Below are 23,939 nucleotides of genomic sequence, written 5' to 3' on the forward strand. Positions count from 1 at the left end.
GCGTCACATGGAGCTCACTTCTCCCGACGCGGTCACGGCTGCGCTCGCGACGACCGGCTACCTCGCCGACGACGACCTGGCGACGGTCGTCTTCCTCGCGGGGTCGATGCAGCGCCCGCTGCTGCTCGAGGGCGAGCCGGGCACGGGCAAGACCGCGCTGGCCGAGGCGCTCGCCGAGCTGCGCGGCGTGCCCCTGATCCGGCTGCAGTGCTACGAGGGGATCGACGCCAGCCAGGCGCTCTACGACTGGGACTTCCCCCGCCAGATCCTGCACCTGCGCACCCTCGAGGCCGCGGCGTCGTCGGGCCGGGAGGCCGGGGGCTTCGACGCGGGCGAGGCCGAGAAGTCGCTGTTCGACGAGCGGTTCCTGCTGGCCCGGCCGGTGCTGCAGGCGCTGCGCGAGGCGCCGGCGGTGCTCCTGGTCGACGAGGTGGACCGGGCCGACGACGAGTTCGAGGCGTTCCTGCTCGAGGTGCTCTCGAGCTGGTCGGTGAGCATCCCCGAGCTCGGCACCGTGACCGCGGCGACGCCGCCGCTGGTGGTGCTGACCTCCAACCGGACCCGCGAGCTGCACGACGCGCTCAAGCGCCGCTGCCTCTACCACTGGATCGACCACCCCGGCCTGGAGCGCGAGGTGGCGATCGTGCGCAGCCGGTTGCCCGAGGTCAGCGAGCGGCTCGGCGCGCAGGTGGCCCACGTGGTGCAGCAGCTGCGCTCGGAGTCGCTGCTCAAGCCGCCCGGCGTCGCGGAGACCCTCGACTGGGCGCGGGCGCTGCAGCGCCTGGGCGCCGAGGAGCTCGACCTCGACACGGCGTCGCGCACGCTGGGGGCCGTCGTGAAGTACCGCGAGGACACCGACCGCGTGAAGCAGGCCCTCGACCGGATGCTGGCGGGCTGAGGTGACGGCCGGCACGAGGCAGGCCCCGCCGGGACCGGCGCACCCGGCCGACGAGGTGTTCCTCGGATTCACCCGGGCGCTGCGGTCGGCCGGGCTGCGCGTCACCCACGACCGCGCGACCGGCTTCGTGCAGGCCGCCACCCTGGTCGGCGCGGGCGACGCGCAGGCGGTCTTCCGGGCCGGCCGGGCCACGCTGTGCAGCAGCCCCGACGACCTCGAGCGCTACGCCCACGTCTTCGAGGCGTGGTTCGGCGCCCGCGAGCGGCTGCCGCGCAGCATCCCCTCGGAGAAGCCGCGCCAGCTGCGCTCGCCGCTCCCGGTCGGCGAGGGCGGCGAGGCCGGCGGCGAGGACACCCCCGAGACGATCCAGGCGGCGGCCAGCGACGCCGAGGTCCTGAGCCGCCGCGACGTCGCCACCCTGCGACCCGACGAGAAGGCGCTGCTCGACGCCATGATCCGCGCCCTGCGGCCGCGGATGCCGCAACGCCGCGCGACGCGACGCACCCCCTGGCGGCGCGGCGAGGTCGACCTCCACCGCACCCTGCGCACCACGCTGCGCCGGATGGGCGAGCCCGCCCGGGTCGAGCACCGCCGCCGCGGCACCGCCCCGCGCCGGGTGGTGCTGCTGGTCGACGTCTCCGCCTCCATGAAGCCGTACGCCGACGCGCTCCTGCGGCTGTGCCACCTGCTCGCCCGCAGCGGCGAGCAGGGTCGGCGCCGCGTCGAGGTCTTCACCCTCGGCACCCGCCTGACCCGCGTGACCGACGCGATGCGCACCGCCGACCCCGAGCGCGCGCTGGTCCGCGCCGGCGAGCAGGTGCCCGACTGGTCCGGCGGCACCCGGCTCGGGGAGACGCTCGGCGCCTTCCTCGACCGCTGGGGCGCCCGGGGGATGGCGCGCGGCGCCGTGGTCGTCGTGTTCAGCGACGGCTGGGAGCGCGGCGACGCCGTCGAGCTGGGGGAGCAGATGCAGCGGTTGCAGCGGCTCGCCCGACGCGTGGTGTGGGTCAACCCGCACCGCGGCAAGGACGGCTACGAGCCGGTGCAGCAGGGGATCGCCGCGGCGCTGCCGCACTGCGACGACTTCGTGGCCGGCCACTCGCTGCAGGCGTTCGACGAGGTGCTGGAGGTGATCGGTCGTGCGTGAGGTGCTCTCCGACCTGGTGCGGTGGTGGGAGGCCGGCGAGACCGTGGGGGTCGGGACGGTCGTGGCGACCTTCCAGTCCGCCCCGCGTCCCGCCGGCGCGTCGATGCTCGTCGGTCCGGGGGGCGAGGCCGTCGGCTCGGTCTCGGGCGGCTGCGTCGAGGGCGCGGTCTACGAGCTCGGCCAGTCGGTGGTCGAGTCGGGCGCTCCCGTGCTGCAGCGCTACGGCGTCTCCGACGACGACGCGTTCGCCGTGGGCCTGACCTGCGGCGGCATCCTGGACGTGTACGTCGAGAAGGTGAACCGCGAGACCTTCCCCGAGCTCGCCGACATCGCGGCCGACATCGAGGCCGGTCGCCCCGTGGCCCTGGCCACGGTGATCGAGCACCCCGACGAGGCGTGGCGCGGCCGCCGGCTGGTGGTCCGCCCGGAGGCGGTCGACGGCGCGCTCGGCAGCGACCGGGCCACCGACGCGGTGGTCGACGACGCCCGCGGCCTGCTGGCCTCGGGCCACAACGCGACCCTGACCTACGGCCCCGACGGCGAGCGCCGCGGCGAGGGGATGCGGGTCTTCGTGTGGGCCTTCGCGCCCGCGCCCCGGATGCTGGTCTTCGGCGCCATCGACTTCGCGGCCGCGGTCGCCGAGGTCGGCAAGTTCCTCGGCTACCACGTGACCGTGTGCGACGCCCGGCCCGTGTTCGCCACCGCGACGCGCTTCCCCAAGGCCGACGAGGTCGTCGTGAAGTGGCCCCACAAGTACCTCGCCGAGGAGGTCGCCGCCGACCGGGTCGACCGCCGCACGGTGATCTGCGTGCTCACCCACGACCCGAAGTTCGACGTCCCGGTGCTGGAGAAGGCGCTGCGGCTGCCCGACGTCGCGTACGTCGGCGCGATGGGCTCGCGGCGCACCCACGAGGACCGGCTCGACCGGCTCCGCGAGGCCGGGCTCGGCCCCGAGGAGCTCGCCCGGCTCTCCAGCCCGATCGGCCTCGACCTCGGCGCCCGCACCCCGGAGGAGACCGCGGTCAGCATCGCGGCCGAGATCATCGCGGGACGCTGGGGCGGCACCGGAGACCGGCTCTCCACGGTCGACGGCCGGATCCACGCCCACGCGGCCCGCGACGTCGTCGTCGGCTGAAGGGACCGCCGGCGCCCGATCGGGCGCATGATGGGGCGGTGACCGGCTCCCGGCAGCAACACGACCTGCTCCCGGGCTTCGTCGCGCGCGCCGCGGCGTACGACCAGTGCGGGCTGGAGCCCGGCGTCCACCGCGGGCTGCCCTCGCCGTGGGTGACCCTGGTGGTCTCGACCCGGGGACCGGTGCGGACCCTCGGGACCGTCGGCGGGCCGGCCGGGCCGGTCGCCTCGGCCGACGTCCTGGTCGCCGGGCTGCACCCGGTCGCCACCCGCGTCGAGCAGCCGGTGGAGCAGAGCGGGGTGCAGCTGGCCGTGCACCCCCTCGCCGCGCGGCGGCTGCTGGGGTGCCGCGCCGCCGACCTCACCGGTCACGGCACCGACGCCCGCGAGCTGCTGGGGCCCGACGTCGAGCGGCTCCACGAGCAGGTCGCGCTGGCCGGGCCGGACGACCGGCTCGCGGTGGTGCGGGCCTGGGCGCAGGCGCGGCTGGCGGCCACCGAGGACCGCCGGCGCCGGGTCCGGCCCGAGGTGGTGCGGGTCCACCAGCGGGTCCTGGCCAGCCGCGGGCGGGTGCGGGTCGAGGACCTGGCCGGCGAGGTCGGCCTCAGCCCCCGGCGGCTGCGCGAGCAGGTGCGCGCCGAGGTGGGGGTCTCGCCCAAGCAGCTGGTCCGCACGGCCCGTCTCGACCACGTCGTGGCCCGCCTCAGGACCGGTCCCCGGGACGCCCCCGCGGGGCTGGCCGGGCTCGCGCTGGACGCGGGGTTCGCCGACCAGGCCCACCTCGCCCGCGAGTTCACCGCCATGGCCGGCTGCGCCCCGACGGCCTGGCTGGCCGAGGAGCGCCGAAACCTCCAAGACGACGGGCCCGCTCCTGCGCCAGGGTCGTCCCCATGACCCCGACACCCGGCCCGACACCCGGCCCGACACCCGCCCCCACGGTCTGGCCCGCCTTCGCGGCCCGCGACGCCCGCGCCATGATCGCGTTCCTGGTCGCCCTCGGCTTCGAGGAGACCGCCACCTACGGCGAGGGCGACGAGGTCGCCCACTGCCAGCTCGACTGGCCCGAGGGCGGCGGCGTGATGTTCGGGTCGGTCAAGGACGACGGCTGGTCGCGGCAGCCCGGCACGGGTGGGTTCTACGTCGTCACCGCCGACCCGCAGGCCGTGCACGACCGCGCCGTCGCGGCCGGCGCCACCATCACGCGGCCCCCGTCGGCGCCCGGCTACGGCGGCCTCGAGTTCTCCCTGGCCGACCCCGAGGGCAACCTGTGGTCCTTCGGGACCTACGCCGGGGAGCCGCGCGCCCGCTGACGTCCACCCGCCGCCGGCCACGTGTCCACGACGTGGGACACCGGGTACCGGTCCGGGTCGAGGCGCTCGTCGGTCGCATCGAGGTCACCCGGGGCGAGGCCGAGGCCGTGGTGCGCCGCGCCGCCCGCGTCGTGACCGACGTCGGGTCGCTCGTGCGCCGGGTGGGCCGCCTGCCGGGCATGGGACGCATCCGGCGACGCCTCGACGAGGAGCACGAGGCCGCAGCCGACGCGCCCGCGGCCGGCTAGTCCCGGCGCCCGACCAGGTAGGGCTGGGGCGTCTTCTCCATGCCCTCGGGGTCGCGCACGAGCCGCAGGTGGACGTGGATCCCGGCGCCGGCCAGCAGCCCGGTCACCTCGTCGGGCTCCAGGCGCCAGGCGTCCATGCCGAGACCGGTGTGGCCGTAGGCCTCGCGCAGCCGGCGCACGTCGTCGCCGACCTGGAAGGCGACCACCAGCTCGCCGCCGGGGCGCAGCACCCGGGCGAGCTCGGCCACCACCGCGGGCCGCACGTCGGGCGGGACGTGGATCAGGGAGTACCACGCGAGCGCGCCGTGCAGCGTGGCGTCCCCGAGCGGCAGCGCGCGCAGGTCGCCGACCTCGAACTCCACCCCCGGGTGCCGCTCCCGGGCGGTCGCGACCATCCCGGGGGACAGGTCGATCCCGCGGGCGGCCAGCCCGCGGTCGACGAGGTGGGCGGTGAGGCGACCGGGCCCGCAGCCCAGGTCGGCCACCCGGGCGCCTGGGCCGACCAGGTCGGCGAACAGGCCCAGCACCGCCCGGTCGGTGGGCGAGTGCTCCAGCGCGTCGGCCAGCAGGTCGGCGTACGACGTCGCGACGCGGTCGTAGGTGCTGCGTGTCTCGCGCAGCCAGTGCGGCTCGCGCACGGGGTCCGGCACGGGTCGCTCCACCGGCACACCGTAGGCGGGCTTGGCCGCCGGGGTCACCATGGCCACGTGGAGGCGGTGACGCGACGGACGACGCTGGCGGGCGTGCTCGGGCTCGCCGCGACGGCCTGCGCGGGGGAGGACCCCGCGGCCCAGGACGGCCCGACCCCCGCTCCGACGACGTCACCCAGCGCCACGACGGCGCCCACCACCAGCCCGACGACCAGCCCGAGCGCCAGCCCCACCGCGCCCCCGCTCCCCGAGCCTCCCGACCGGGTCTCGCTGCCGACGCTGATGCGCGAGGACTTCGCGGGCGGCCGCGTCACGCGGGTCCGCCAGGTCGCGGTGACCGACGCCTACACGCGCTGGGAGGTCACCTACCCCGCCGGCGGCACGACCGTCTCCGGGGTGCTGCTGCGGCCGGCGGGACCCGGCCCGTTCCCCGCGGTGGTGCTCAACCACGGCTACATCGAGCCGTCGGTCTACGTCACCGGCCAGGGCCTGAGCCGCGAGCAGGACGCCCTCGCCCGGGCGGGGTTCGTGGTGCTCCACACCGACTACCGCGGCCACGCGGGCTCCGACGCCGCGGGCGAGCTCGAGCGCGAGACCCGCCTGGGCTACACCCGCGACACGCTGCACGCCGTCGGCTCGGTCAAGCGGCTGCCGTACGTCGACCCCGACCGCGTCGCGATGCTCGGCCGGTCGATGGGCGGCGGGGTGACCCTCAACGCCCTGGTCGCCCAGCCCGGGGCCGTGCGCGCGGCCGTCCTCTACGCCTCGGTCAGCTCGCGCTTCGTCGACAACCTCGAGCAGTTCACGATCCCCGGGCGGCCCGAGGCCGCCCGCCGGCTCTACGACCGGTTCGGGACCCCCGCCGAGGAGCCGACCTTCTACGCCGGGCTGTCCTCGCGCACCTACTTCGACCGGGTCGCCGCGCCCGTGCTGATCCACCACGGCAGCCTCGACGACACCTGCCCGCTGCGCTGGTCCGAGCAGACCCAGCGGCTCCTGGTCCGCGACGGCGTCGCGTCGGTGCTGCGGGTCTACGAGGGCGAGCAGCACGCGTTCATCCCCCAGTGGCAGCAGTCGATGGACCGCACGGTGCGGTTCCTGCGACGCCGGCTGCGTGCCTGAGGCCACCCCCGCCCCCGCCTCGGGGCCGTTCGCTGGGCAGGGCTGGACGCGCGGGCTACCGTGTGGCCCACATCACCCCCTCGACCAGATGCCGCAGGCGGCCCGGAGGCTGGCACCCACGATGACGAGCACCCACGACGAGCTGCACGTGCGTCGCCTCAACACGGTGCACGCCTGGACGGCCTTCGTGGAGCACGGCGACCGGGCCGAGGGCCTGGTCCGGCCCGAGATCCTGCGCTCGTGGGAGCGCTCGGCGCCCCGCGTGCAGGTCGACGTCGCCGAGGCGCCGCTGGCCGACGAGTCCGACACCCGCTCCTTCTGGCACGGCTCGGTGCTGCAGGTGGCCGTCGAGCGGGTCGAGTCGGAGCTGCGGCGCACCGCCGAGGACGGCGACCTCGTGGTCGCGGTCACCGACGCCGAGACCCGGGTGCTGTGGACCTACGGCGGCCGGGTGATGCGCCGCAAGGCCGAGTCGGTCAACTTCGTCGCCGGTGGTCGGTGGGACGACGCCAGCGTCGGCACCAACGCCCTCGACCTCGCCTGCCGCAACGACGCGCCGTCGATGGTCTTCAGCGCCGAGCACTACGCCCCGATGGTCCACAACTGGGTCTGCTGGGCGGCGCCGGTGCACGACCCGGTCAGCGGCGAGCAGCTCGGCGTCCTCGACCTGTCGACCACCTGGGACCGCTCCCACCCCATCGGCCTGGCCACCGCCCGGGTGATGGCCCGCCTCATCGAGACAGCGATGCCCGAGACCTCCGGCGTCGCCGGGCTGCCCGGCCAGCTAGCCGGCTCGGCGGTCGAGGGCCTCGACCTGACCCTGCTGGGCGCCGCCGAGGCCCGGCTCGACGGCCGCCGGCTGCTGCTCAACCGGCGCCAGACCGAGATCCTGGCGCTGCTGGCGCTCAACCCCTCGGGCCTCTCGCTCGAGGCGCTGCACGCCCAGCTCTACGGCGACCAGGCCGTCACCTTCTCCACCCTCAAGGCCGAGGTCTCCCACCTGCGCAGCGCGCTGGGCGGCCAGCTCGCGTCGCGGCCCTACCGGCTCGAGCTGCCCGTGCGCGTCGACGTCGACGAGGTGATGCGGCTGGTGCGCCGCGGCCAGGTGCGGGCGGCCGTCGCGGCGTACGGCGGCGACCTGATGCCCGGCACCGAGTCGCCCGCCCTGGTGGAGCTGGCCGACTACGTCGCGGTCGCCGTCCGCGAGGCGCTGCTGGCCGACCCGCAGCCGCAGGCGGTGGCGCGCTACACCGAGCTGGCGCCGTACGACACCGAGGTCGTCGAGGTCTGCCTGGCCGTCATGGGCGACTCGCCCCACCCGGTCAAGGCGCTGCTGCGCGGCCGGCTCGCGGCCGCCCGCCGCTGACCCAGCGCGTCACCCCGCGTCGGGCCGGAGCGCGGCGACCACCGCCCGCACGGCCGGCGAGCCCGCCATGGTGCGGCGGTGCAGCACGCTGACGGTCCGCTCGGGCACGGGGTCGACCGCGGTCACGGCGACCAGGTCGTCGGGGAGGTCCTCGCGCCCGAGCCGCGGCACCAGCGCCACCCCGAGGCCCGCGCGCACCAGGGCGAGGTGGCTGGCGAACTCACCCGAGACGTGGGCGATGCGCGGGGAGGCCCCGGTGCCGACGTACATCCGGGTGAGCCACTGCCGGCAGATGGTGCCCTCGGCGGTGGCGACCCACTCGACCTCGAGCAGGTCGTGGGGCGTGACGTGGTCGCGCCCCGCGAGCGGGTGGCCCACGGGCACCACCACGTCGGCCACGTCGTGGGCGACCGTCGTGGCCACGACGTGCTCGGGCACGCTCAGCGGCAGGTCGCCCCAGCTGTGCACGATGCCGAGGTCGAAGCGACCGGTGGCGACCAGGTCGACCGCCTCCCAGGGCTCGTGCTCGTGCAGGGCCAGCGCGAGGTCGGGGTGCTCGGCCAGCACCCGGCGCACGGCCGGCGCCACCAGGCCGCGCACGGCGGTGGAGAAGGCCGTGATCCGCAGCCGCCCCGCGACCTGGTCGGCCGACCGGTGCAGGTCCGCGGTGATCTGCTCCAGCCGGTCGCGCACCCCGCGGGCGTCGTCGACCAGCTGGCGGCCCGCGCCGGTGAGGATGACGCCGCGACCCACCCGCTCCAGCAGCGGCAGGCCGACCTGGCGCTCGAGACGCTTGACCTGCTGGGAGACGGCGCTGGGGGTGAAGCCCAGCGCCAGGGCGGCGGCGTGCACCGAGCCCTGGGCGTCCACGGCGGCCAGGGCGTCGAGCGAGTCGAGGTCGATCACGAGACGATCATGCAGCACTGCTACCGCTTGGACCACACTTCTGTTCGCTGGTGCTTCACGGTCGCGAGGTCCAGGCTGGGTCCGTGACCCGCCGTGACTGCGCCCTCGCCGCCCTCGTCGCCCTGCTGTGGGGGCTCAACTTCGTGGTCATCGACGTCGGCATGACCGGCGTCCCGCCGCTGCTCTTCCTGGCCCTGCGCTTCGTGCTCGTGGTGCTGCCCGCCGTCCTCCTGGTGCCGCGGCCGGCGGCTCCGTGGCGCACCGTCGCGCTGGTGGGGGTGTTCATGTCGCTGGGCCAGTTCGGCCTGCTCTACGCCTCGATCGACGCCGGCATGCCGCCCGGCCTGGCCGCCCTGGTGCTGCAGGCGCAGGTGATCTTCACCGTGGTGATCGCGGCCGGTGCGCTGCGCGAGCGGCCCACCGGGGCCCAGCTCGCGGGCATCGCGGTCGGCGTCGTGGGCCTGGTCGTGGTCGGCCTGGGACGCGGGGGCCACGTGCCCGCCGCCGCGCTGCTGCTGTGCCTGGGTGCGGCCCTGAGCTGGGGGATCGGCAACGTGCTGTCCCGGGCGTCGGGGGTGCCGGGCGGGCTGTCCCTGACCGTGTGGTCGGCGCTGGTGGTGCCGGTGCCGGCCCTCGCGCTGTCGCTGCTGCTCGACGGGCCGACCGCCGTGGCCGACGGCCTGGCCGCCTTCGGCTGGCAGGCCGGGCTCTCCACGCTCTACACCGCGGGCCTGGCCTCGCTGGTCGGCTACGGCATCTTCAACACGCTGCTGGGCCGCAACCCGGCGGCCGCGGTGGTGCCGTGGGTGCTGCTGGTGCCGCCCGTCGCGATGACCTCGGCCTGGCTGCTGCTCGACGAGGTGCCCGGCGTCGCGGAGGTGGTCGGCGGTGCCGTGATGCTCCTGGGCGTGCTCGTGGCGCTGCGACCGCCGCGACGGAGCCCCCCGACGGTCGTCGCGGCCCCGGAGGCGGAACCGGCTGGCCGGACCCCCGTCGTGGCCCCACACTGATCCCGTGCCCTCGACCCACCAGTGGCTCGCGTTCGTCGTGGCCTCGCTCCTGTTCATCCAGGTCCCCGGACCCAGCCTGCTGTTCACCATCGGACGGGCGCTGACGGTGGGGCGCCGCGACGCCCTGCTCTCGGTCGTCGGCAACGCCCTGGGCGTGGTCGGCCAGGTGCTGCTCGTGGCGCTCGGGCTCGGGGCGCTGGTGGCGGCCAGCGCGACGGTCTACACGGCCGTCAAGGTCGGCGGCGCGGCGTACGTCGTGTGGCTGGGCGTGCAGGCCGTCCGCCACCGCGGCGACGCCCGGCGCGCGATGCTCGCCGCCGCGGGTCCCGACCCCGCGGGCGCGCCGGTCGCCGGCACCGCCCGGCGCTCGGTGCTCACCGGGCTGGTCGTCGGCCTGACCAACCCCAAGACGCTGGTGTTCTTCGTGGCCTTCCTGCCGCAGTTCGTCGACCAGGGGGCCGGCCGCACCGGGCTCCAGGTGGCGCTGCTCGGCCTGGTCTTCGGCGTGCTCGCGTGCTGCTCCGACAGCATCTGGGCGCTGGCCGCCTCCCGGGCCCGCGACTGGTTCGCCCGGACGCCGACGCGGCTGGACGCGCTGGGGGCCGGCGGCGGCCTCATGATGGTCGGCCTCGGCGCCACCATGCTCGCCTCGGAGTAGCCCGTCGCCGACCCGCGCCCGGGTGACAGGATGGGACGCATGGGACTCGACCTCAGCTCGGACGTGGTGGCGCTGACCCAGGCGGTGGTCGACATCGAGTCGGTCAGCCGCGACGAGCAGGAGCTCGCCGACGCCGTCGAGGCGGCGCTGCGGCGCCTGTCGCACCTGGAGGTCACCCGCATCGGCCACTCCGTCGTGGCGCGCACCGACCTCGGACGCGGCGAGCGCGTCGTGGTCGCGGGCCACCTCGACACCGTGCCGCTCAACCACAACCTGCCCTCGCGCAACGACGGCGAGCGGCTCCACGGCCTCGGCACCTGCGACATGAAGGGCGGGGTCGCCGTGGCGCTGCGGCTGGCCCACGACCTCACCGAGCCGGTGCGCGACGTCACCTACGTCTTCTACGAGGCCGAGGAGATCGACGACGTCTACAACGGCCTCGGCATCGTCGCCCGCGAGCGTCCCGACCTCGTCGAGGCCGACTTCGCCATCCTCATGGAGCCCAGCGACGCCGTCGTCGAGGCGGGCTGCCAGGGCACCCTGCGCGTCGAGGTCCGCACCCGCGGCGAGCGCGCCCACTCGGCCCGCTCGTGGCGCGGCTCCAACGCGGTCCACGCCGCCGGCGAGGTGCTGCGCCGCCTGGAGCAGTACGTCGCCCGCACCCCGGTCATCGACGGCCTGGAGTACCACGAGGGCCTCAACGCCGTCGCGATCTCCGGCGGCGTCGCGACCAACGTGATCCCCGACGAGTGCGTGGTCACGGTCAACTTCCGCTTCGCCCCCGACCGCTCCGAGTCCGAGGCGCTGGTGTTCGTCCAGGAGTTCTTCGACGGCTACGACGTCGTGGTCACCGACTCCGCCCCCGGGGCGCTGCCGGGGCTGCAGCGACCCGCGGCGCGGGCCTTCGTCGAGGCCGTCGGCGGCACGGTCAACCCCAAGTTCGGCTGGACCGACGTGGCCCGCTTCACCGGCCTCGGCGTCCCGGCGGTCAACTACGGTCCCGGTGACCCGATGCTGGCCCACAAGCAGGAGGAGTTCGTGCCCCTCGCGCAGCTGCGCGAGTGCGAGCAGACGCTGCGCACCTGGCTCGGCGCGGTGCCGCAGGCGGGGGAGGCGGGCGCGTGAGCGGGCGCCGCGAGAAGCGCCGCGGACCCACCCTGCTGCGCGGCGACCAGGTCGACCTGACCACCACCGACCAGCGGCTGCTCGACTCCCGCGGACCGACCGACTGGGTCCACACCGACCCGTGGCGGGTGCTCCGCATCCAGAGCGAGTTCGTCGAGGGCTTCGGCGCCCTGGCCGAGCTCGGACCCGCGATCGGGGTCTTCGGCTCGGCGCGCACCGCGGTCGACGACCCGGCGTACGCCCAGGGGGTGGAGGTCGGGCGCCGCCTCGTCGAGGCCGGCTTCGCCGTCATCACCGGCGGTGGTCCCGGCGCCATGGAGGCGGCCAACAGGGGCGCGAGCGAGGCCGGCGGGGTCTCGGTCGGCCTCGGCATCGAGCTGCCCTTCGAGTCGGGCCTCAACCCGTGGGTCGACGTCGGGGTCAACTTCCGCTACTTCTTCGCCCGCAAGACCATGTTCGTCAAGTACGCCCGCGGCTTCGTGGTGCTCCCCGGCGGCGTCGGCACCCTCGACGAGCTCTTCGAGGCGGTGACGCTGGTCCAGACGCAGAAGGTGACGTCGTTCCCGATCGTGCTGCTCGGCGTCGACTACTGGTCGGGCCTGCTCGACTGGCTGCGCACCACGGTGCTGCCCGACGGCAAGATCTCGCCGGCCGACCTCGACCTGCTCGCCCTGACCGACGACGTCGAGGAGGCGGTCGCGCTCGTGGCAGCCGGGACGGTGCGCCCGTGAGCTGGTTCTTCGCGGTGCTGGTGGTGCTGCTCGTCGGGGTGGTGGCCGTGGTCGCCGCGCGTGGCGAGGCGCACCTCGGACCGGCGTACGCCGACCGCGCCGGCCTCGAGCTGCCCGAGCGGCCGCTGACCGGCGACGACCTCCGCGGGCTGCGGCTCGACACCGCCGTGCGGGGCTACCGCGCCGACGACGTCGACGCCCTGCTCGACCGGCTCGCGGCCGAGCTCGACCGCCGCCCGCCCGCGTCCGCCCCGGAGGCCTAGCGGCCCTCGAAGACCGGCTTCTGCTTGGCCACGAACGCCTCGACGGCGCGGCGGTGGTCCTCGGTGCCGCCGGTGAGCGTCATCATCGACGACTCGAACTCCAGCGCCTCGGTGAACGAGTGCCCCGCGGCGTGCTCGACCGAGCGGCGGATGGCGCCGTACGCGACGGTCGGGCCGGCGGCCAGGCGTCCGGCGAGCTCCGCCACCGCCGCGTCGAGCTCCTCGGCGGGGACCACGCGGGTGACCAGGCCCAGCTCGAGCGCCTCGGCCGAGCCGATGGTGCGCGGGAAGTAGAGCAGCTCCAGCGCCCGCGCCCGGCCCACCAGGCGCTGCAGCGTCCACGACGACCCGGTGTCGCACGACAGCGCGATGCCGGCGAAGGCGAGGTTGAACCCGGCGGGCTCGGCCATCACCCGGAGGTCGCAGGCCAGCGCCAGGCTGACGCCGGCGCCCGCAGCGACGCCGTTGACCGCGGCCACGACCGGCTTGGGCATGGTCGCCAGCGCGGTGACGATCGGGTTGTAGTGCTCCTCCACGGTGTTGAACAGCCGCTCGCTGCCGGTGTCGGCCAGCACCTGCTGGTGCTCCTTGAGGTCCTGGCCCACGCAGAAGGCGCGGCCCGAGCCGGTCAGCACGACGCAGCGGGTGGCCTCGTCGTCGGCGGCGGTGCGCACCGCGTCGAGCAGCGCCACCTTGGTGGCCACGTCGAGCCCGTTCATGGCCTCCGGCCGCGCCAGCGTGATGGTCGCGACCCCGTCGCGGACCTCGTGGCGGACGGTCTCGTGACCGGCGGCGGCAGCGCTCTCGGACATGCGGGGGCTCCTCGTCTCGGGGCCGGGCGGGGACGCCTCGGCCAGGCCCTGCCGAGTCTGCCCCACGACGCGCTCCGGGGCTCCTGGTGGCCGCGCGGGAGCGGGTCCGCGGCGATCACCTGCGGGTCGGCTGACGAGGACTGCTCCACGCTCGGGTGCGATGGGGAATAATGGCCGTGCAAATGCGCGAGGTGCGCACGGATGACATGGGAAGAGGTGTGCACATGGCGGCCATGAAGCCGCGGACGGGCGACGGCCCGCTCGAGGTCACCAAGGAGGGTCGTGGCATCGTGATGAGGGTTCCCCTCGAGGGCGGTGGACGGCTCGTGGTCGAGCTCAACGCCGACGAAGCCACCGCTCTGGGCGACGCCCTCAAGGGCGTCACCGGCTGACCTCTCTCCACCCGGGTCCCGGAGCACAGGACCCGTGACAGGCACCCGAGATCTGGGCCCCCGCACTCCCACCCGGGAGGGCGGGGGCCTTCGGTTAGGGTCGACGGCGTGTCGCTCGCACCGCAGGTCCCGCCGCCCGACTTCTCGCTCTCCGAGCACCCCGTGTCGCAGGTCGAGGGGGCCCGCGTCGTGGCGCTGGCCGTCCTGCCCGCGACCGACGGCCCCGACGGCCCCGAGAGCGGCCCCGAGAGCGGCGTCGGCGTGCAGGTCGGCCCGGGTGGCACCGAGCTCGACGAGGCCCTCGACGGGCCCGACCTGCTCGACGTGCTCGAGGCGGCCGGCGCGAGCGGCGAGGCCGGCGAGGTCACCGAGCTCCCCGGCGCCCGTCGTGGCGACGCCGCCGCCGACCAGTCGCCGCTGCGGGTGCTGCTCGTCGGTGTCGGCGACGCCACCCCCGGCGACCTGCGTCGCGCGGGTGCGGCCCTGGCCCGGCGGGTGCGCGACGTCGAGGAGGTCGCCTCCTCGGTGGCCGCGGTCGGCGACCTCGACGGCCTCACGGCGTTCGTCGAGGGGGCGACCCTCGGCTCGTTCACCTTCAGCCTGCGCCAGGACGGCCCCGAGACCCGTCCCGTGGCCCACGTCGTGCTGGCGGGCAGCCCCGCCGACGCCGAGGCCACCGAGGTGCTGGCCCGTGCCGTGGCCCGGTCCCGCGCCGCCTGGCGGGCGCGGCTGCTCGCCTCGGTGCCCTCCAACACCAAGAACCCCGCCTGGCTGGCCGACCAGGCCGTCACCGCGGCCGAGGCGGCCGGGCTGAGCGCCACCGTCCTCGACGACGAGGAGCTGCGCCGCCAGGGCTTCGGCGGCATCGTGGGCGTCGGCCAGGCCTCGGCGACCCCGCCGCGGTTCGTGCGCCTCGACTACCGCCCGCAGGGCCGGGGGGCCCGCAAGGCGCCCCACGTGGTGCTGGTCGGCAAGGGCATCACCTTCGACAGCGGCGGCCTGTCCATCAAGCCGGGCGCCGCGATGGTGAGCATGAAGCGCGACATGACCGGCGCCGCGGTCGTGGCCAGCGTGATGGCCGCGCTGCCCGCGGTCGGCTGCCCCGTGCGCGTCACGGGCCTGCTGCCGCTGGCGGAGAACGCCGTCGGCGGTCGCGCCATGCGTCCCGGTGACGTGCTGACGCACTTCGGCGGTCGCACCACCGAGGTCACCAACACCGACGCCGAGGGTCGCCTCGTGCTCGGCGACGCGCTCGCGTACGCCGTGCAGGAGCTCGACGCCGACGCCCTGGTCGACATCGCCACGCTCACCGGTGGCGTCAAGGTGGCCCTGGGCCAGCACCTCGGCGGCCTGTTCGCCACCGACGACGCCCTGGCCGGGGCGCTGGCGGCCGCCGGCGCCCGCTCCGGTGAGCCGCTGTGGCGGCTGCCGCTGTCCCAGGAGTACGCCGGCAAGCTGTCCTCCAAGATCGCCGACGCCGACAACGCACCCGGCGGGCCGCCCGCCATCACCGCGGCGCTGTTCCTCCAGCCCTTCACCGGTGGCAAGCCGTGGGCACACCTCGACATCGCCTCGGTCGGGGACGCCCCGAAGGAGTCCTTCGAGTACACCGAGGGCCCGACCGGGTTCGGCGTGCGGCTGCTGCTCGACTGGCTGGCCGGCGAGGAGCCGCTGGCGGGCGTCGGCGGCTGAGCCGGGGCGGGACCCCGACCGCTCAGGCCTCGGGCGTCCAGATCTTCTTGGCGACCAGCAGGCCGTCGCCGACGGGCAGCAGCGCCGGCACCAGCGACTCGTGCTCGAGCACGGTGCGGCCGAGCTCGCGGATGGCCACCGTCTCGGGGTCGCGCTGCGCGGGGTCGGCGACCTTGTCGTGCCACAGCGCGTTGTCGAAGGCCACCACGCCGCCGGGACGGAGCAGGCGCACCGCCTCGGTGAGGTAGTCGGCGTACTCCTGCTTGTCGCCGTCGCAGAACACCAGGTCGTAGTGGCCGTCGGTCAGCCGGGGCAGCACCTCGAGCGCCGAGCCCGGGATCAGCCGGACCCGCTGCGAGGCGATGCCGGCCTCGACGAACCCCTTGCGGGCCAGCCGCTGGTGCTCGGCCTCGGTGTCGACCGTGGTGAGGACGCCGTCGGGCCGCATGCCGCGCAGCAGCCACAGGCCCGAGACGCCGGTGCCGGTGCCGATCTCGACGACCGAGCGGGCCTCCAGCAGCGAGGCGATGAAGCCCAGCGCGGCGCCCCCGCCGCTGCCGATGGCGGTGACGCCGACCTCGTCCGCGCGGGCGCGGGCGGCGGCGATCACCTCGTCCTCGGGCACGAACTCCTCGGCGTAGGTCCAGCTCTGGGGCTTCAGCGGCGTGACGATGACGGTCTCCTGACGTGTGGTGCGTGCGGGTGAGACCCTACCGCCCGCGAGCCGGCCTCCCCGACCTCCGTCCGACCCGGGCGCCGGACCCTGGGCAGCTTGACGGCGCTTGCTCAGGCCCGTCTCAGCAACGCTGCCTAGCGTTGACCCATGGTGACCCCCCCGCCCCCCGCCCTCGCCGTCGAGACGCCCGCGGACGCGCTCGACGAGACGAGCTGGGAGCAGATCGTCCACGACCACTTCGCGCGGGTGTACCGGCTGGCCTACCGCCTCACGGGCAACGGCCACGACGCGGAGGACCTCACCCAGGAGGTCTTCGTGCGGGTCTTCCGGTCGTTGCACACCTACACGCCCGGCACCATGGAGGGCTGGCTCCACCGGATCACCACCAACCTGTTCCTCGACCAGGCCCGGCGCAAGCAGCGGATCCGCTTCGACGCCCTCACCGACGAGGCGGCCCACCGGCTGCCGAGCCGGCTGCCCACGCCCGAGGTGGCGCAGGCCGACCGGATGTTCGACGCCGACGTCGAGCAGGCGCTCGGCTCGCTGTCGCCGGAGTTCCGCGCCGCCGTGGTGCTGTGCGACGTGGAGGGGCTGACCTACGAGGAGATCGCCGACGTCCTGGGCCTCAAGCTCGGCACCGTGCGCTCGCGCATCCACCGGGGCCGCGCCCAGCTGCGCAAGGCCCTGGCCCACCGCGCGCCCCGTCCGGGCAGCACCCGCATCGCCGGCCCGCTGCTGCGCCAGCCGGTCGTCGCGGGCGCCGGTCGGCTGCGGTGATGCTGTCGCTGAGCGGCCACCTCGGCGACAAGGTCAGCGCCCTGGTCGACGGCCAGCTCGGTGCGGCCGAGGAGGAGCGCGCCTGGGCGCACGTGCTGGCGTGCCCCGGCTGTCGCCGCCTCGTGGAGCACGAGACCTGGACCAAGCAGGCGCTCGGGGCCTGGGCGACCCCGCAGCGGGCGGCCGCCGTGCCGAGCCCGCCGGCCGGCCTGCTGAGTGCTCCCGGCCCGTGGTCGGACTGGGCCGGCGTCGACCGCGAGGAGCGCCGCCCGCGCCGACGGCGCACGGTCGCCGTCGTGGGCGGCGGGGCGGTCGCGGCCTCGGTGATCGGCCTGATGGCCGTCACCGGCACGCCCGGCCTGCGCGGCGACGTGCCGGTCCGGCCGTCGCCGGCGAGCATCCGCGGCGACCTCGCGCAGCGCGGGGGTGGCGTCGTCGGGACCCCGACCGGAGCCGAGCGGACCGCCACCACGGCATGGACGCGTAGGTCAAGATAGGCGGGTGACCTCCGAGCGACCCGACGACGAGCCCACCGCCCCGCTGGCCCCGCCGCCGGGACGGCAGCCCGACCAGCAGGGTCCGCCGCCGTCGTGGGGCCAGCAGCCGCCGCCCCAGCAGGTCGGCCAGCAGGTCGGCCAGCCGGTCGGCCAGCCGGTGGGGCCGCAGCAGCAGCCCTACCCGTCGCCGACCCCGCCGTGGCCCGGGATCGGCCAGCCGCGGCCCGGCCACCCGACCTTCCAGCAGCCCTACCTGCCCGGCCACCCCCAGCAGCCCCTGCCCTACGGGCCGCCCGAGCCCCCGCAGAGCGGCTCGGCGACCCCGGGACGCCGGCTGCCCCGGTGGACCTGGCCCGTGGTGGCGCTGCTGTCGCTGCTGCTGGGCGTGGTGGGCGGCCTCATCGGCGGCTCGCTCGTCGGCGGCGACACCAGCACGGTGGAGATCGAGCGCCGCACCGCCCAGCCGCTGCCCTCCGACAACGACAGCGTGGCCTCCGTGGCGGCCGAGGTGCTGCCCTCGACGGTGCAGATCATCGCCGAGTCGGGCGGCACGAGCAGCTCGGGCTCCGCCCAGGGCGCCACCGGCTCGGGCTTCGTCTACGACCAGCAGGGCCACGTCATCACCAACAACCACGTCGTGGCCGAGGCGGCCAAGGCCGGTGGCCGCATCCAGGTCGTCGACCAGGACGGCAACCGCTCGCGCGCCACCGTGGTGGGTCGCAGCACCGTCTACGACATCGCCGTGCTCCGCTCCGAGGGCGCCAAGGAGCTCACGCCTGCCGCCGTCGGGTCGGCCGAGCAGATGCGCGTCGGCGAGACCGTGGTCGCCATCGGGTCGCCGCTGGGGCTGGCCGCGACCGTCACCTCCGGCATCATCAGCGCCGTCAACCGCCCGGTCACCACCGGCCAGGGCGAGGGCGACAGCTCCTACATCAACGCCGTCCAGACCGACGCCGCCATCAACCCCGGCAACTCGGGCGGTCCGCTGGTCAACCTGCAGGGCCAGGTCGTGGGGGTCAACTCCGCGATCGCCTCGCTGGGCTCGTCGCTCACCAGCGACCAGGGCGGCAACATCGGCGTGGGCTTCGCGATCCCCATCGAGCAGGTCGAGGTGACCGCGACGCAGATCCTCAAGACCGGCAAGGCGCAGTACCCCGTGATCGGCGCCAACGTCCGCGGCACCGACAGCCTCGACGGCGCCCGCGTGGAGTCCATCTCCCCGGGGTCGCCCGCGGCCCGCTCCGACCTCGAGGTCGGTGACGTCGTGCGCCGCGTCGACGACCAGCCCGTCACCACCTCGATCGACGTCGTGGTGGCCGTGCGGTCCCACGTCCCGGGGGAGAAGGTGACGCTCACCATCGAGCGCGACGGCCGCACCCAGGAGGTCGAGGTCGGGCTCGACGCCAAGACGGGCTGAGCGGCGGTTTCCCTGTTCAAATCTCGCTAAACAGGCATACTGGACACATGCGAGATGATCGACAGGCCGTCGCGACCCGGTTGGGCCTCGCCCACGGTCGTCGCGAGCGCCGCTGGACGACGATCGTCGACGGCGTCCTCGTGGTGGCCGTCGTCGCCTGGCTCGCGACGGCGCTGACGGCGTACGGCCAGGACCACCACGCGACCCGGTGGGCGCTCAGCCTGCTGCTCCTCGCCTTCGCGGTGCACCGGGTGGTGCTCCTCGCCGAGCGTCTCCGGAGCCGCGGCCGCGACACCGGCGTGGGCCACGCGACGGTCACCGCGGTGGGTGCGGCCAGGCGCCCGGTGGCCCGGGCCGGTCGCTCGCACGCCGCCTGAGCGACCAGCGGTCCGCTCAGGTCGCCTCGGCGTCGTACGGCGGCCGCTCGCCCTGCGCGAGGACGTCCTCGGCGGGCGCGAGGCCACGACGCTGCGCGGGCGCGTCGTCGTCGTCCTCCATGGCCTCGAGGATGTGCTTGCGGATCGCGACGCGTGGGTCGAGGTCGGTCAGCTTGAGGTCGGCGTACTCCGGTCCCAGCTCCTCGCGGAGCTGGTTCTGCGCGCTGTTGGCCAGATTGCGGACCTGGCGCACCATCCGGCCCGCCTGGCGGGCGAACTCGGGCAGGCGCTCGGGACCGAAGACGAAGATCGCGACCAGCATGATGACCGCGAGCTCCGGCAGCCCGATCCCGAACACCGCAGGTCAGCCCTTCGCGGTGGGGCTCAGGCCGAGCTGCATGCCGGCCAGTCCGCGGCCCCGGGCCGAGAGGTCGGTGGCGATCTTGCGCATCACCACGGCGCCGGGCGCGGTCGGGTCGGACTCGACGATGGGCTTGCCCACGTCGCCGCCCTCGCGCAGGCTCACGTCGATCGGGATGGTGCCGAGCAGCGGCACGTCGTAGCCGAAGCGGCTGCCGAGCGTGCTGGCCACCCGGGCGCCGCCGCCGGCGCCGAAGATCTCGAGGCGGTGCTCGACGCCCTCGGCCTCGCAGTGGGGGCAGGGCAGCCAGGACATGTTCTCCACGACGCCGATGACGCGCTGGTGCATCATCGAGGCCATCGTGCCGGCGCGCTCGGCGACCTCGGTGGCGGCGTCCTGCGGGGTGGTCACCACGACCACCTCGGCGCTGGGCAGGTGCTGGCCCAGCGAGATGGCGACGTCGCCGGTGCCGGGCGGCAGGTCGAGCAGGAGCACGTCGAGGTCGCCCCAGTAGACGTCGGCGAGCATCTGCACCAGCGCCCGGTCGAGCATCGGGCCACGCCAGGCGACGACCTGGTCGCGCCGCGGCTTGAGCATGCCGATGCTGATCACCGAGACGCCGCTGGGCGTGGGGACCGGCATGATCAGGTCCTCGACCTGGGTGGGCCGGGTGTCGGCCACGCCGAGCATGGCGGGGACCGAGTGGCCGTAGATGTCGGCGTCGACGATGCCGACCTTGAGGCCCTGCTGGGCCATCGCGACGGCGAGGTTGACCGTCACCGACGACTTGCCGACGCCGCCCTTGCCGGAGGCGATCGCGATCACCTTGGTGAGCGAGCCGGGCAGGGCGAAGGGGATGTCGCGCTGGGCCTGGCCGCCGCGCAGCAGCTCCTGCAGCGAGGAGCGCTGCTCCGCGGTCATCACGCCCAGCTTGACGTCGACGCCGGTGACCCCGGCGATCGGCGAGACGTGGGAGGTCACGTCGCGGGTGATGGTGTCCTTGAGGGGGCAGCCGGAGACGGTGAGCAGCACGGTCACGGTCACCAGGCCGGTGTCGTCGACGGTGACGTCGTCGAGCATGCCGAGCTCGGTGATCGGGCGCTTGATCTCGGGGTCGTGGACCTTCGCGAGGGCAGCCCTGATCGAGGCGATGTCAGGGGAAGTCATGGCGCCAGCCTACGTCGCGTCACGAGTCGTCCTCCGCCGAGTCGTCGTCCTCGTCGGCCTGCAGCTCCTCGACCAGGTTGCGCAGCTCCGAGCGCATGAAGTCGCGGGTGGCGACCTCGCCGACGGCCATCCGCAGCGAGGCCACCTCGCGGGCCAGGAACTCCATGTCGGCGTGGGCGCGGGCGTTGGCCTGGCGGTCCTGCTCGTTGACCACCCGGTCGCGGACCTCCTGCCGGTTCTGCGCGAGCAGGATCAGCGGCGCGGCGTACGACGCCTGGAGGCTGAGCATCAGGGTGAGGAAGATGAAGGGGTACTCGTCGAAGCGCAGCGACGCCGGGGCGACGAGGTTCCACGCCACCCAGAAGATGACGAAGCCGGTCATGTAGAGCAGGAAGCGCGCGGTGCCCATGAAGCGGGCGAACTGCTCGGCGAAGATGCCGAAGGCGTCCTGGCGCACCTGGGGTCGCCGCACGATCGGGCGGCGCACGTCGGTCGGGGTGTCCAGCCGGGGCGTGCGGGCGTGCTCGGGGCGGCGGTCGGACCGCTTGTGGGGGTCGCCGCGCTTCTCGCGGTCGGTGCGCTTGTCCCGCTCGCTCATCACCGTGCGCTCCGTCCGGCGTTGCGGTCGCGCCAGCCCTCGGGCAGCAGGTGGTCGAGCAGGTCGTCGACGGTGACCGTGCCGAGCAGCCGGCCCTCGTCGTCGACGACCGGGGCCGCGACCAGGTTGTACGTCGCGAGGAAGGTCGCGACGTCCTCCAGGCTGGCGCCCGCCCGCAGGTAGTCGATGTCGGTGTCGAGGGCGCCCGCCACCAGCGAGGACGGCGGCTCGCGCAGCAGCCGCTGGATGTGGGCGATGCCGAGCAGCTTGCCGGTCGGCGTCTCGAGCGGGGCGCGGCAGACGTAGACCAGCGCGGCCAGCGACGGGGTCAGGTCCTCGTTGCGGACCCGGGCCAGCGCCTCGGCGACGGTCGCGTCGGGCGGCAGGATCACCGGCTCGGGCGTCATCATGCCGCCGGCGGTCTCCTGGCCGTAGACCATCAGCCGGCGCACCGACGCCGCGTCCTCGGACTCCATCAGGCCCAGCAGGGTCTGCGCGGTCTCGGGCGGCAGCTCGGCGATCAGGTCGGCGGCGTCGTCGGCCGACATCTCCTCGAGGATGTCGGCGGCGCGCTCGGAGTCGAGCCGCTCGAGGATCTCGACCTGGTCCTCCTCGGGGAGCTCCTCGAGCACCTGCGCCAGCCGCTCGTCGTCGAGGGCCGCGACCACCTGCGTGCGCCGCTCCGGGGTCAGGTCGTGGATCACGCTCGCCGCGTCGGCCGGTCGCAGGTCGGCCAGGGAGGCGGCGAGGTGCTCGGCGCCCTGGGTCGAGGAGCGCTCGTGGAGGCCCTCGACGTCGTCCCACTCCACGACGTGGGTCTGGGAGCGGCGGCGGAAGCCCTTCGCGCCCTCGGTGATCGCCACCCGCGACAGCACCCAGTCGCGGGTGCGCAGCTGCTCCATCGCGACGTCGAACACGGTGCCCTGCACGCCGCTGCTGCGGACCGTGACCGGGCGGTCGAGCATCTGGGCGATGACGAGCGTCTCGGTGGAGCGCTTCTCGAAGCGGCGCATGTTGAGCAGCCCGGTGGTGATGACCTGGCCGGGGTCGATGCCGGTCACGCGGGTCATCGGCGCGAAGATCTGGCGGCGCCCGAAGACCTCCACCACGAGGCCGACCACGCGGGGCTGGCGGACGTCGGCCCGCAGCACCACCACGACGTCGCGCACCTTGCCGACCTGGTCGCCCGCGGGGTCGAACACCGGCAGTCCGGCCAGCCGGGCCGCGAAGACGCGCAGGGGAGTGGTGCTCACGTGAGGGGAGCCTATACGCGTGGCGCAGTGCTGGCTGCGGAGTGAAATTGGTCATGGCAGCCCGACCTACTCTTGCGTAACGTCCCCCTCGCTCCGGCGCCCGGAGCGCTGCCGAGAGCGAAGGACCCCACGCATGAGCCGCCTGTGCGAGACCGAAGGCCTCACCGACATCCAGGTCGAGATCCTCAAGGCGGTGCGGTCCTTCGTCGAGGCCAAGATCATCCCTGTCGCGACCGAGCTCGAGCACGCCGACGAGTACCCCACCGAGATCGTCGAGGGCCTCAAGGAGCTCGGCATCTTCGGGCTGATGATCCCCGAGGAGTACGGCGGCCTGGGGGAGTCGCTGCTGACGTACGCCCTGGCCGTGGAGGAGATCGCCCGCGGCTGGATGAGCGTCTCGGGCGTCATCAACACCCACTTCATCGTGGCCTACATGCTGATGCACCACGGCACGCAGGAGCAGAAGGAGAAGTACCTCCCGCGGATGGCGACCGGCGAGGTGCGCGGGTCGTTCTCGATGTCGGAGCCCGGGCTGGGCTCGGACGTCTCGGCGATCTCGACCAAGGCCGTGCGCGAGGGTGACGGCTACTCGATCACCGGCCAGAAGATGTGGCTGACCAACGGCGGCTCGTCCAACCTGATCGCGGTGCTGGTCAGGACCGACGAGGGCTCCGACAGCGTCTACAAGAACATGACGACCTTCCTGGTGGAGAAGGAGTCCGGCTTCGGCGAGACCGCGCAGGGCCTGACCATCCCCGGCAAGATCGACAAGATGGGCTACAAGGGCGTCGACACCACCGAGGCGATCTTCGAGGGACACCGGATCTCGGCCGACCAGGTCCTGGGTGGTGAGGCCGGGCGCGGCTTCTACCAGATGATGGACGGCGTCGAGGTGGGTCGCGTCAACGTCGCCGCCCGTGCCTGCGGCATCGCCAACCGCGCGTTCGAGCTGGGCATCTCCTACTCCCAGCAGCGCGAGACCTTCGGCAAGCCGATCAGCCAGCACCAGGCGATCCTGTTCCGGCTCGCGGAGATGGCGACCAAGGTCGAGGCCGCCCACGCGATGATGGTCAAGGCCGCCCGCCTCAAGGACAAGGGCGAGCGCAACGACGTCGAGGCCGGCATGGCGAAGTACCTCGCCGCGGAGTACTGCAACGAGGTCGTCGAGGCGTCCTTCCGCATCCACGGCGGCTACGGCTACTCCAAGGAGTACGAGATCGAGCGCCTGTACCGCGAGGCGGCGTTCATGCTCATCGGCGAGGGCACGGCCGACATCCAGAAGATGATCATCGGCCGCAGCCTGCTCAAGGACTACGCGCTCAAGGGCTGAGGCACCCGGCCCGCGCGAGCCT

28 protein-coding genes are annotated in these 23,939 nt (G+C 74.7%); 20 read left to right on the plus strand and 8 right to left on the minus strand.

Translation table 11 applies throughout. The features are described from left to right. Window positions 1-7: 7 nt before the first annotated feature. Genes BLU55_RS17045 through BLU55_RS17070 form a run of 6 tightly spaced genes read left to right on the plus strand, consistent with a single transcriptional unit; the run spans window position 8 to window position 4,737 of the window. Entirely contained in the window at window positions 8-898 is an 891-nt protein-coding gene (locus BLU55_RS17045; protein ID WP_091732185.1) for an AAA family ATPase, read from the plus strand. A gap of 55 nt (window positions 899-953) precedes the next feature. Next, window positions 954-2,045, plus strand: coding sequence for a vWA domain-containing protein (locus BLU55_RS17050; RefSeq protein WP_231916931.1), 1,092 nt, complete (start codon window positions 954-956; stop codon window positions 2,043-2,045). Then, window positions 2,038-3,180 (plus strand): XdhC family protein, encoded by a 1,143-nt coding sequence (locus BLU55_RS17055; protein WP_091732191.1) that lies wholly within the window; start codon window positions 2,038-2,040, stop codon window positions 3,178-3,180. The genes BLU55_RS17050 and BLU55_RS17055 overlap by 8 nt, the downstream gene beginning before the upstream one ends. Window positions 3,181-3,218: 38 nt before the next feature. Next, complete coding sequence (locus tag BLU55_RS17060; protein ID WP_157682928.1) at window positions 3,219-4,073, plus strand: helix-turn-helix domain-containing protein; 855 nt, start codon at window positions 3,219-3,221, stop codon at window positions 4,071-4,073. Further along, entirely contained in the window at window positions 4,070-4,489 is a 420-nt protein-coding gene (locus tag BLU55_RS17065) for a VOC family protein (RefSeq protein ID WP_091732193.1), read from the plus strand. Before BLU55_RS17060 ends, BLU55_RS17065 begins: the two co-directional genes overlap by 4 nt. A 32-nt stretch (window positions 4,490-4,521) precedes the next feature. Further along, window positions 4,522-4,737, plus strand: coding sequence for a hypothetical protein (locus BLU55_RS17070; protein WP_091732196.1), 216 nt, complete (start codon window positions 4,522-4,524; stop codon window positions 4,735-4,737). Here BLU55_RS17070 and BLU55_RS17075 read toward each other — a convergent pair. Continuing rightward, window positions 4,734-5,399: a class I SAM-dependent methyltransferase gene (locus tag BLU55_RS17075; protein WP_231916932.1), complete on the minus strand. Its 666-nt coding sequence runs from the start codon at window positions 5,397-5,399 to the stop codon at window positions 4,734-4,736. The two genes, BLU55_RS17070 and BLU55_RS17075, sit on opposite strands and share 4 nt — an antisense overlap. 45 nt (window positions 5,400-5,444) lie before the next feature. Here BLU55_RS17075 and BLU55_RS17080 point away from each other — a divergent pair, with 45 nt between their 5' ends. Beyond that, window positions 5,445-6,509, plus strand: coding sequence for an alpha/beta hydrolase family protein (locus BLU55_RS17080; protein ID WP_197681029.1), 1,065 nt, complete (start codon window positions 5,445-5,447; stop codon window positions 6,507-6,509). A gap of 121 nt (window positions 6,510-6,630) precedes the next feature. Continuing rightward, window positions 6,631-7,875: a sigma-54-dependent transcriptional regulator family protein gene (locus BLU55_RS17085; RefSeq protein WP_091732203.1), complete on the plus strand. Its 1,245-nt coding sequence runs from the start codon at window positions 6,631-6,633 to the stop codon at window positions 7,873-7,875. A 9-nt stretch (window positions 7,876-7,884) separates the two neighbouring features. On the opposite strand, the gene BLU55_RS17090 is transcribed toward BLU55_RS17085, so the two are convergent. Further along, the gene (locus BLU55_RS17090) at window positions 7,885-8,781 is read right to left on the minus strand and encodes a LysR family transcriptional regulator (RefSeq protein ID WP_091732206.1); all 897 of its coding nucleotides are present in this window, start codon (window positions 8,779-8,781) and stop codon (window positions 7,885-7,887) included. An 83-nt stretch (window positions 8,782-8,864) separates the two neighbouring features. Here BLU55_RS17090 and BLU55_RS17095 point away from each other — a divergent pair, with 83 nt between their 5' ends. From BLU55_RS17095 to BLU55_RS17115, 5 genes are read left to right on the plus strand one after another with little or no spacing between them, the layout of a single operon-like run. Beyond that, window positions 8,865-9,791, plus strand: coding sequence for an EamA family transporter (locus BLU55_RS17095; protein WP_091732209.1), 927 nt, complete (start codon window positions 8,865-8,867; stop codon window positions 9,789-9,791). 4 nt (window positions 9,792-9,795) lie between these two features. Further along, window positions 9,796-10,449 (plus strand): LysE family translocator, encoded by a 654-nt coding sequence (locus tag BLU55_RS17100; RefSeq protein WP_091732211.1) that lies wholly within the window; start codon window positions 9,796-9,798, stop codon window positions 10,447-10,449. A gap of 39 nt (window positions 10,450-10,488) precedes the next feature. After that, on the plus strand, window positions 10,489-11,574 hold the full coding sequence (gene dapE, locus BLU55_RS17105) for a succinyl-diaminopimelate desuccinylase (protein ID WP_407938395.1): 1,086 nt from the start codon (window positions 10,489-10,491) through the stop codon (window positions 11,572-11,574). Further along, on the plus strand, window positions 11,571-12,305 hold the full coding sequence (locus tag BLU55_RS17110) for an LOG family protein (RefSeq protein ID WP_091732217.1): 735 nt from the start codon (window positions 11,571-11,573) through the stop codon (window positions 12,303-12,305). The genes dapE and BLU55_RS17110 overlap by 4 nt, the downstream gene beginning before the upstream one ends. Next, window positions 12,302-12,568: a DivIVA domain-containing protein gene (locus BLU55_RS17115; protein ID WP_091732220.1), complete on the plus strand. Its 267-nt coding sequence runs from the start codon at window positions 12,302-12,304 to the stop codon at window positions 12,566-12,568. Before BLU55_RS17110 ends, BLU55_RS17115 begins: the two co-directional genes overlap by 4 nt. Here BLU55_RS17115 and BLU55_RS17120 read toward each other — a convergent pair. Further along, the gene (locus BLU55_RS17120; protein ID WP_091732223.1) at window positions 12,565-13,380 is read right to left on the minus strand and encodes an enoyl-CoA hydratase/isomerase family protein; all 816 of its coding nucleotides are present in this window, start codon (window positions 13,378-13,380) and stop codon (window positions 12,565-12,567) included. The two genes, BLU55_RS17115 and BLU55_RS17120, sit on opposite strands and share 4 nt — an antisense overlap. 224 nt (window positions 13,381-13,604) lie before the next feature. Here BLU55_RS17120 and BLU55_RS17125 point away from each other — a divergent pair, with 224 nt between their 5' ends. Continuing rightward, window positions 13,605-13,772 (plus strand): DUF3117 domain-containing protein, encoded by a 168-nt coding sequence (locus tag BLU55_RS17125; RefSeq protein WP_197681030.1) that lies wholly within the window; start codon window positions 13,605-13,607, stop codon window positions 13,770-13,772. Between the two features lie 108 nt (window positions 13,773-13,880). Beyond that, complete coding sequence (locus BLU55_RS17130) at window positions 13,881-15,464, plus strand: leucyl aminopeptidase family protein (protein WP_091732228.1); 1,584 nt, start codon at window positions 13,881-13,883, stop codon at window positions 15,462-15,464. 22 nt (window positions 15,465-15,486) lie between these two features. On the opposite strand, the gene BLU55_RS17135 is transcribed toward BLU55_RS17130, so the two are convergent. Then, complete coding sequence (locus tag BLU55_RS17135) at window positions 15,487-16,125, minus strand: O-methyltransferase (RefSeq protein WP_091734160.1); 639 nt, start codon at window positions 16,123-16,125, stop codon at window positions 15,487-15,489. Window positions 16,126-16,287: 162 nt separating this feature from the next. Between BLU55_RS17135 and sigE the strand changes: the two genes are divergently transcribed. Genes sigE through BLU55_RS17155 form a run of 4 tightly spaced genes read left to right on the plus strand, consistent with a single transcriptional unit; the run spans window position 16,288 to window position 19,208 of the window. Further along, the gene (gene sigE, locus BLU55_RS17140; RefSeq protein WP_091732230.1) at window positions 16,288-16,917 is read left to right on the plus strand and encodes an RNA polymerase sigma factor SigE; all 630 of its coding nucleotides are present in this window, start codon (window positions 16,288-16,290) and stop codon (window positions 16,915-16,917) included. Next, on the plus strand, window positions 16,917-17,414 hold the full coding sequence (locus BLU55_RS17145; RefSeq protein ID WP_157682929.1) for an anti-sigma factor: 498 nt from the start codon (window positions 16,917-16,919) through the stop codon (window positions 17,412-17,414). The genes sigE and BLU55_RS17145 overlap by 1 nt, the downstream gene beginning before the upstream one ends. Window positions 17,415-17,418: 4 nt before the next feature. Next, window positions 17,419-18,831, plus strand: a complete 1,413-nt coding sequence (locus tag BLU55_RS17150; protein ID WP_091732236.1) for a S1C family serine protease — start codon at window positions 17,419-17,421, stop codon at window positions 18,829-18,831. Between the two features lie 47 nt (window positions 18,832-18,878). Beyond that, window positions 18,879-19,208 (plus strand): hypothetical protein, encoded by a 330-nt coding sequence (locus tag BLU55_RS17155; RefSeq protein WP_157682930.1) that lies wholly within the window; start codon window positions 18,879-18,881, stop codon window positions 19,206-19,208. 16 nt (window positions 19,209-19,224) lie between these two features. On the opposite strand, the gene BLU55_RS17160 is transcribed toward BLU55_RS17155, so the two are convergent. From BLU55_RS17160 to BLU55_RS17175, 4 genes are read right to left on the minus strand one after another with little or no spacing between them, the layout of a single operon-like run. Beyond that, window positions 19,225-19,566: a sec-independent translocase gene (locus tag BLU55_RS17160; RefSeq protein WP_091732242.1), complete on the minus strand. Its 342-nt coding sequence runs from the start codon at window positions 19,564-19,566 to the stop codon at window positions 19,225-19,227. 6 nt (window positions 19,567-19,572) lie between these two features. Then, window positions 19,573-20,736 (minus strand): Mrp/NBP35 family ATP-binding protein, encoded by a 1,164-nt coding sequence (locus BLU55_RS17165; RefSeq protein WP_091732245.1) that lies wholly within the window; start codon window positions 20,734-20,736, stop codon window positions 19,573-19,575. Between the two features lie 19 nt (window positions 20,737-20,755). Continuing rightward, window positions 20,756-21,334 (minus strand): DUF1003 domain-containing protein, encoded by a 579-nt coding sequence (locus BLU55_RS17170; protein WP_091734162.1) that lies wholly within the window; start codon window positions 21,332-21,334, stop codon window positions 20,756-20,758. Then, window positions 21,334-22,587, minus strand: a complete 1,254-nt coding sequence (locus BLU55_RS17175) for a magnesium transporter MgtE N-terminal domain-containing protein (RefSeq protein ID WP_091732249.1) — start codon at window positions 22,585-22,587, stop codon at window positions 21,334-21,336. The genes BLU55_RS17170 and BLU55_RS17175 overlap by 1 nt, the downstream gene beginning before the upstream one ends. Before the next feature lie 133 nt (window positions 22,588-22,720). Between BLU55_RS17175 and BLU55_RS17180 the strand changes: the two genes are divergently transcribed. Next, complete coding sequence (locus tag BLU55_RS17180; RefSeq protein WP_091732252.1) at window positions 22,721-23,917, plus strand: acyl-CoA dehydrogenase family protein; 1,197 nt, start codon at window positions 22,721-22,723, stop codon at window positions 23,915-23,917. Window positions 23,918-23,939: the final 22 nt, after the last annotated feature.

It is taken from the genome of Nocardioides scoriae (assembly GCF_900104965.1).
GTDB classification, from domain to species: domain Bacteria; phylum Actinomycetota; class Actinomycetes; order Propionibacteriales; family Nocardioidaceae; genus Marmoricola; species Marmoricola scoriae.

Bases quoted from the DNA above. Each gene is read 5' to 3' on its own strand.
- BLU55_RS17045 (WP_091732185.1), top strand. From the start codon at position 8: ATGGAGCTCACTTCTCCCGACGCGGTCACGGCTGCGCTCGCGACGACC.
- BLU55_RS17065 (WP_091732193.1), top strand. From the start codon at position 4,070: ATGACCCCGACACCCGGCCCGACACCCGGCCCGACACCCGCCCCCACG.
- BLU55_RS17085 (WP_091732203.1), top strand. From the start codon at position 6,631: ATGACGAGCACCCACGACGAGCTGCACGTGCGTCGCCTCAACACGGTG.
- dapE (WP_407938395.1), top strand. From the start codon at position 10,489: ATGGGACTCGACCTCAGCTCGGACGTGGTGGCGCTGACCCAGGCGGTG.
- BLU55_RS17120 (WP_091732223.1), bottom strand. From the start codon at position 13,380: ATGTCCGAGAGCGCTGCCGCCGCCGGTCACGAGACCGTCCGCCACGAG.
- BLU55_RS17125 (WP_197681030.1), top strand. From the start codon at position 13,605: ATGGCGGCCATGAAGCCGCGGACGGGCGACGGCCCGCTCGAGGTCACC.
- sigE (WP_091732230.1), top strand. From the start codon at position 16,288: ATGGTGACCCCCCCGCCCCCCGCCCTCGCCGTCGAGACGCCCGCGGAC.
- BLU55_RS17145 (WP_157682929.1), top strand. From the start codon at position 16,917: ATGCTGTCGCTGAGCGGCCACCTCGGCGACAAGGTCAGCGCCCTGGTC.
- BLU55_RS17155 (WP_157682930.1), top strand. From the start codon at position 18,879: ATGCGAGATGATCGACAGGCCGTCGCGACCCGGTTGGGCCTCGCCCAC.
- BLU55_RS17165 (WP_091732245.1), bottom strand. From the start codon at position 20,736: ATGACTTCCCCTGACATCGCCTCGATCAGGGCTGCCCTCGCGAAGGTC.
- BLU55_RS17170 (WP_091734162.1), bottom strand. From the start codon at position 21,334: ATGAGCGAGCGGGACAAGCGCACCGACCGCGAGAAGCGCGGCGACCCC.
- BLU55_RS17180 (WP_091732252.1), top strand. From the start codon at position 22,721: ATGAGCCGCCTGTGCGAGACCGAAGGCCTCACCGACATCCAGGTCGAG.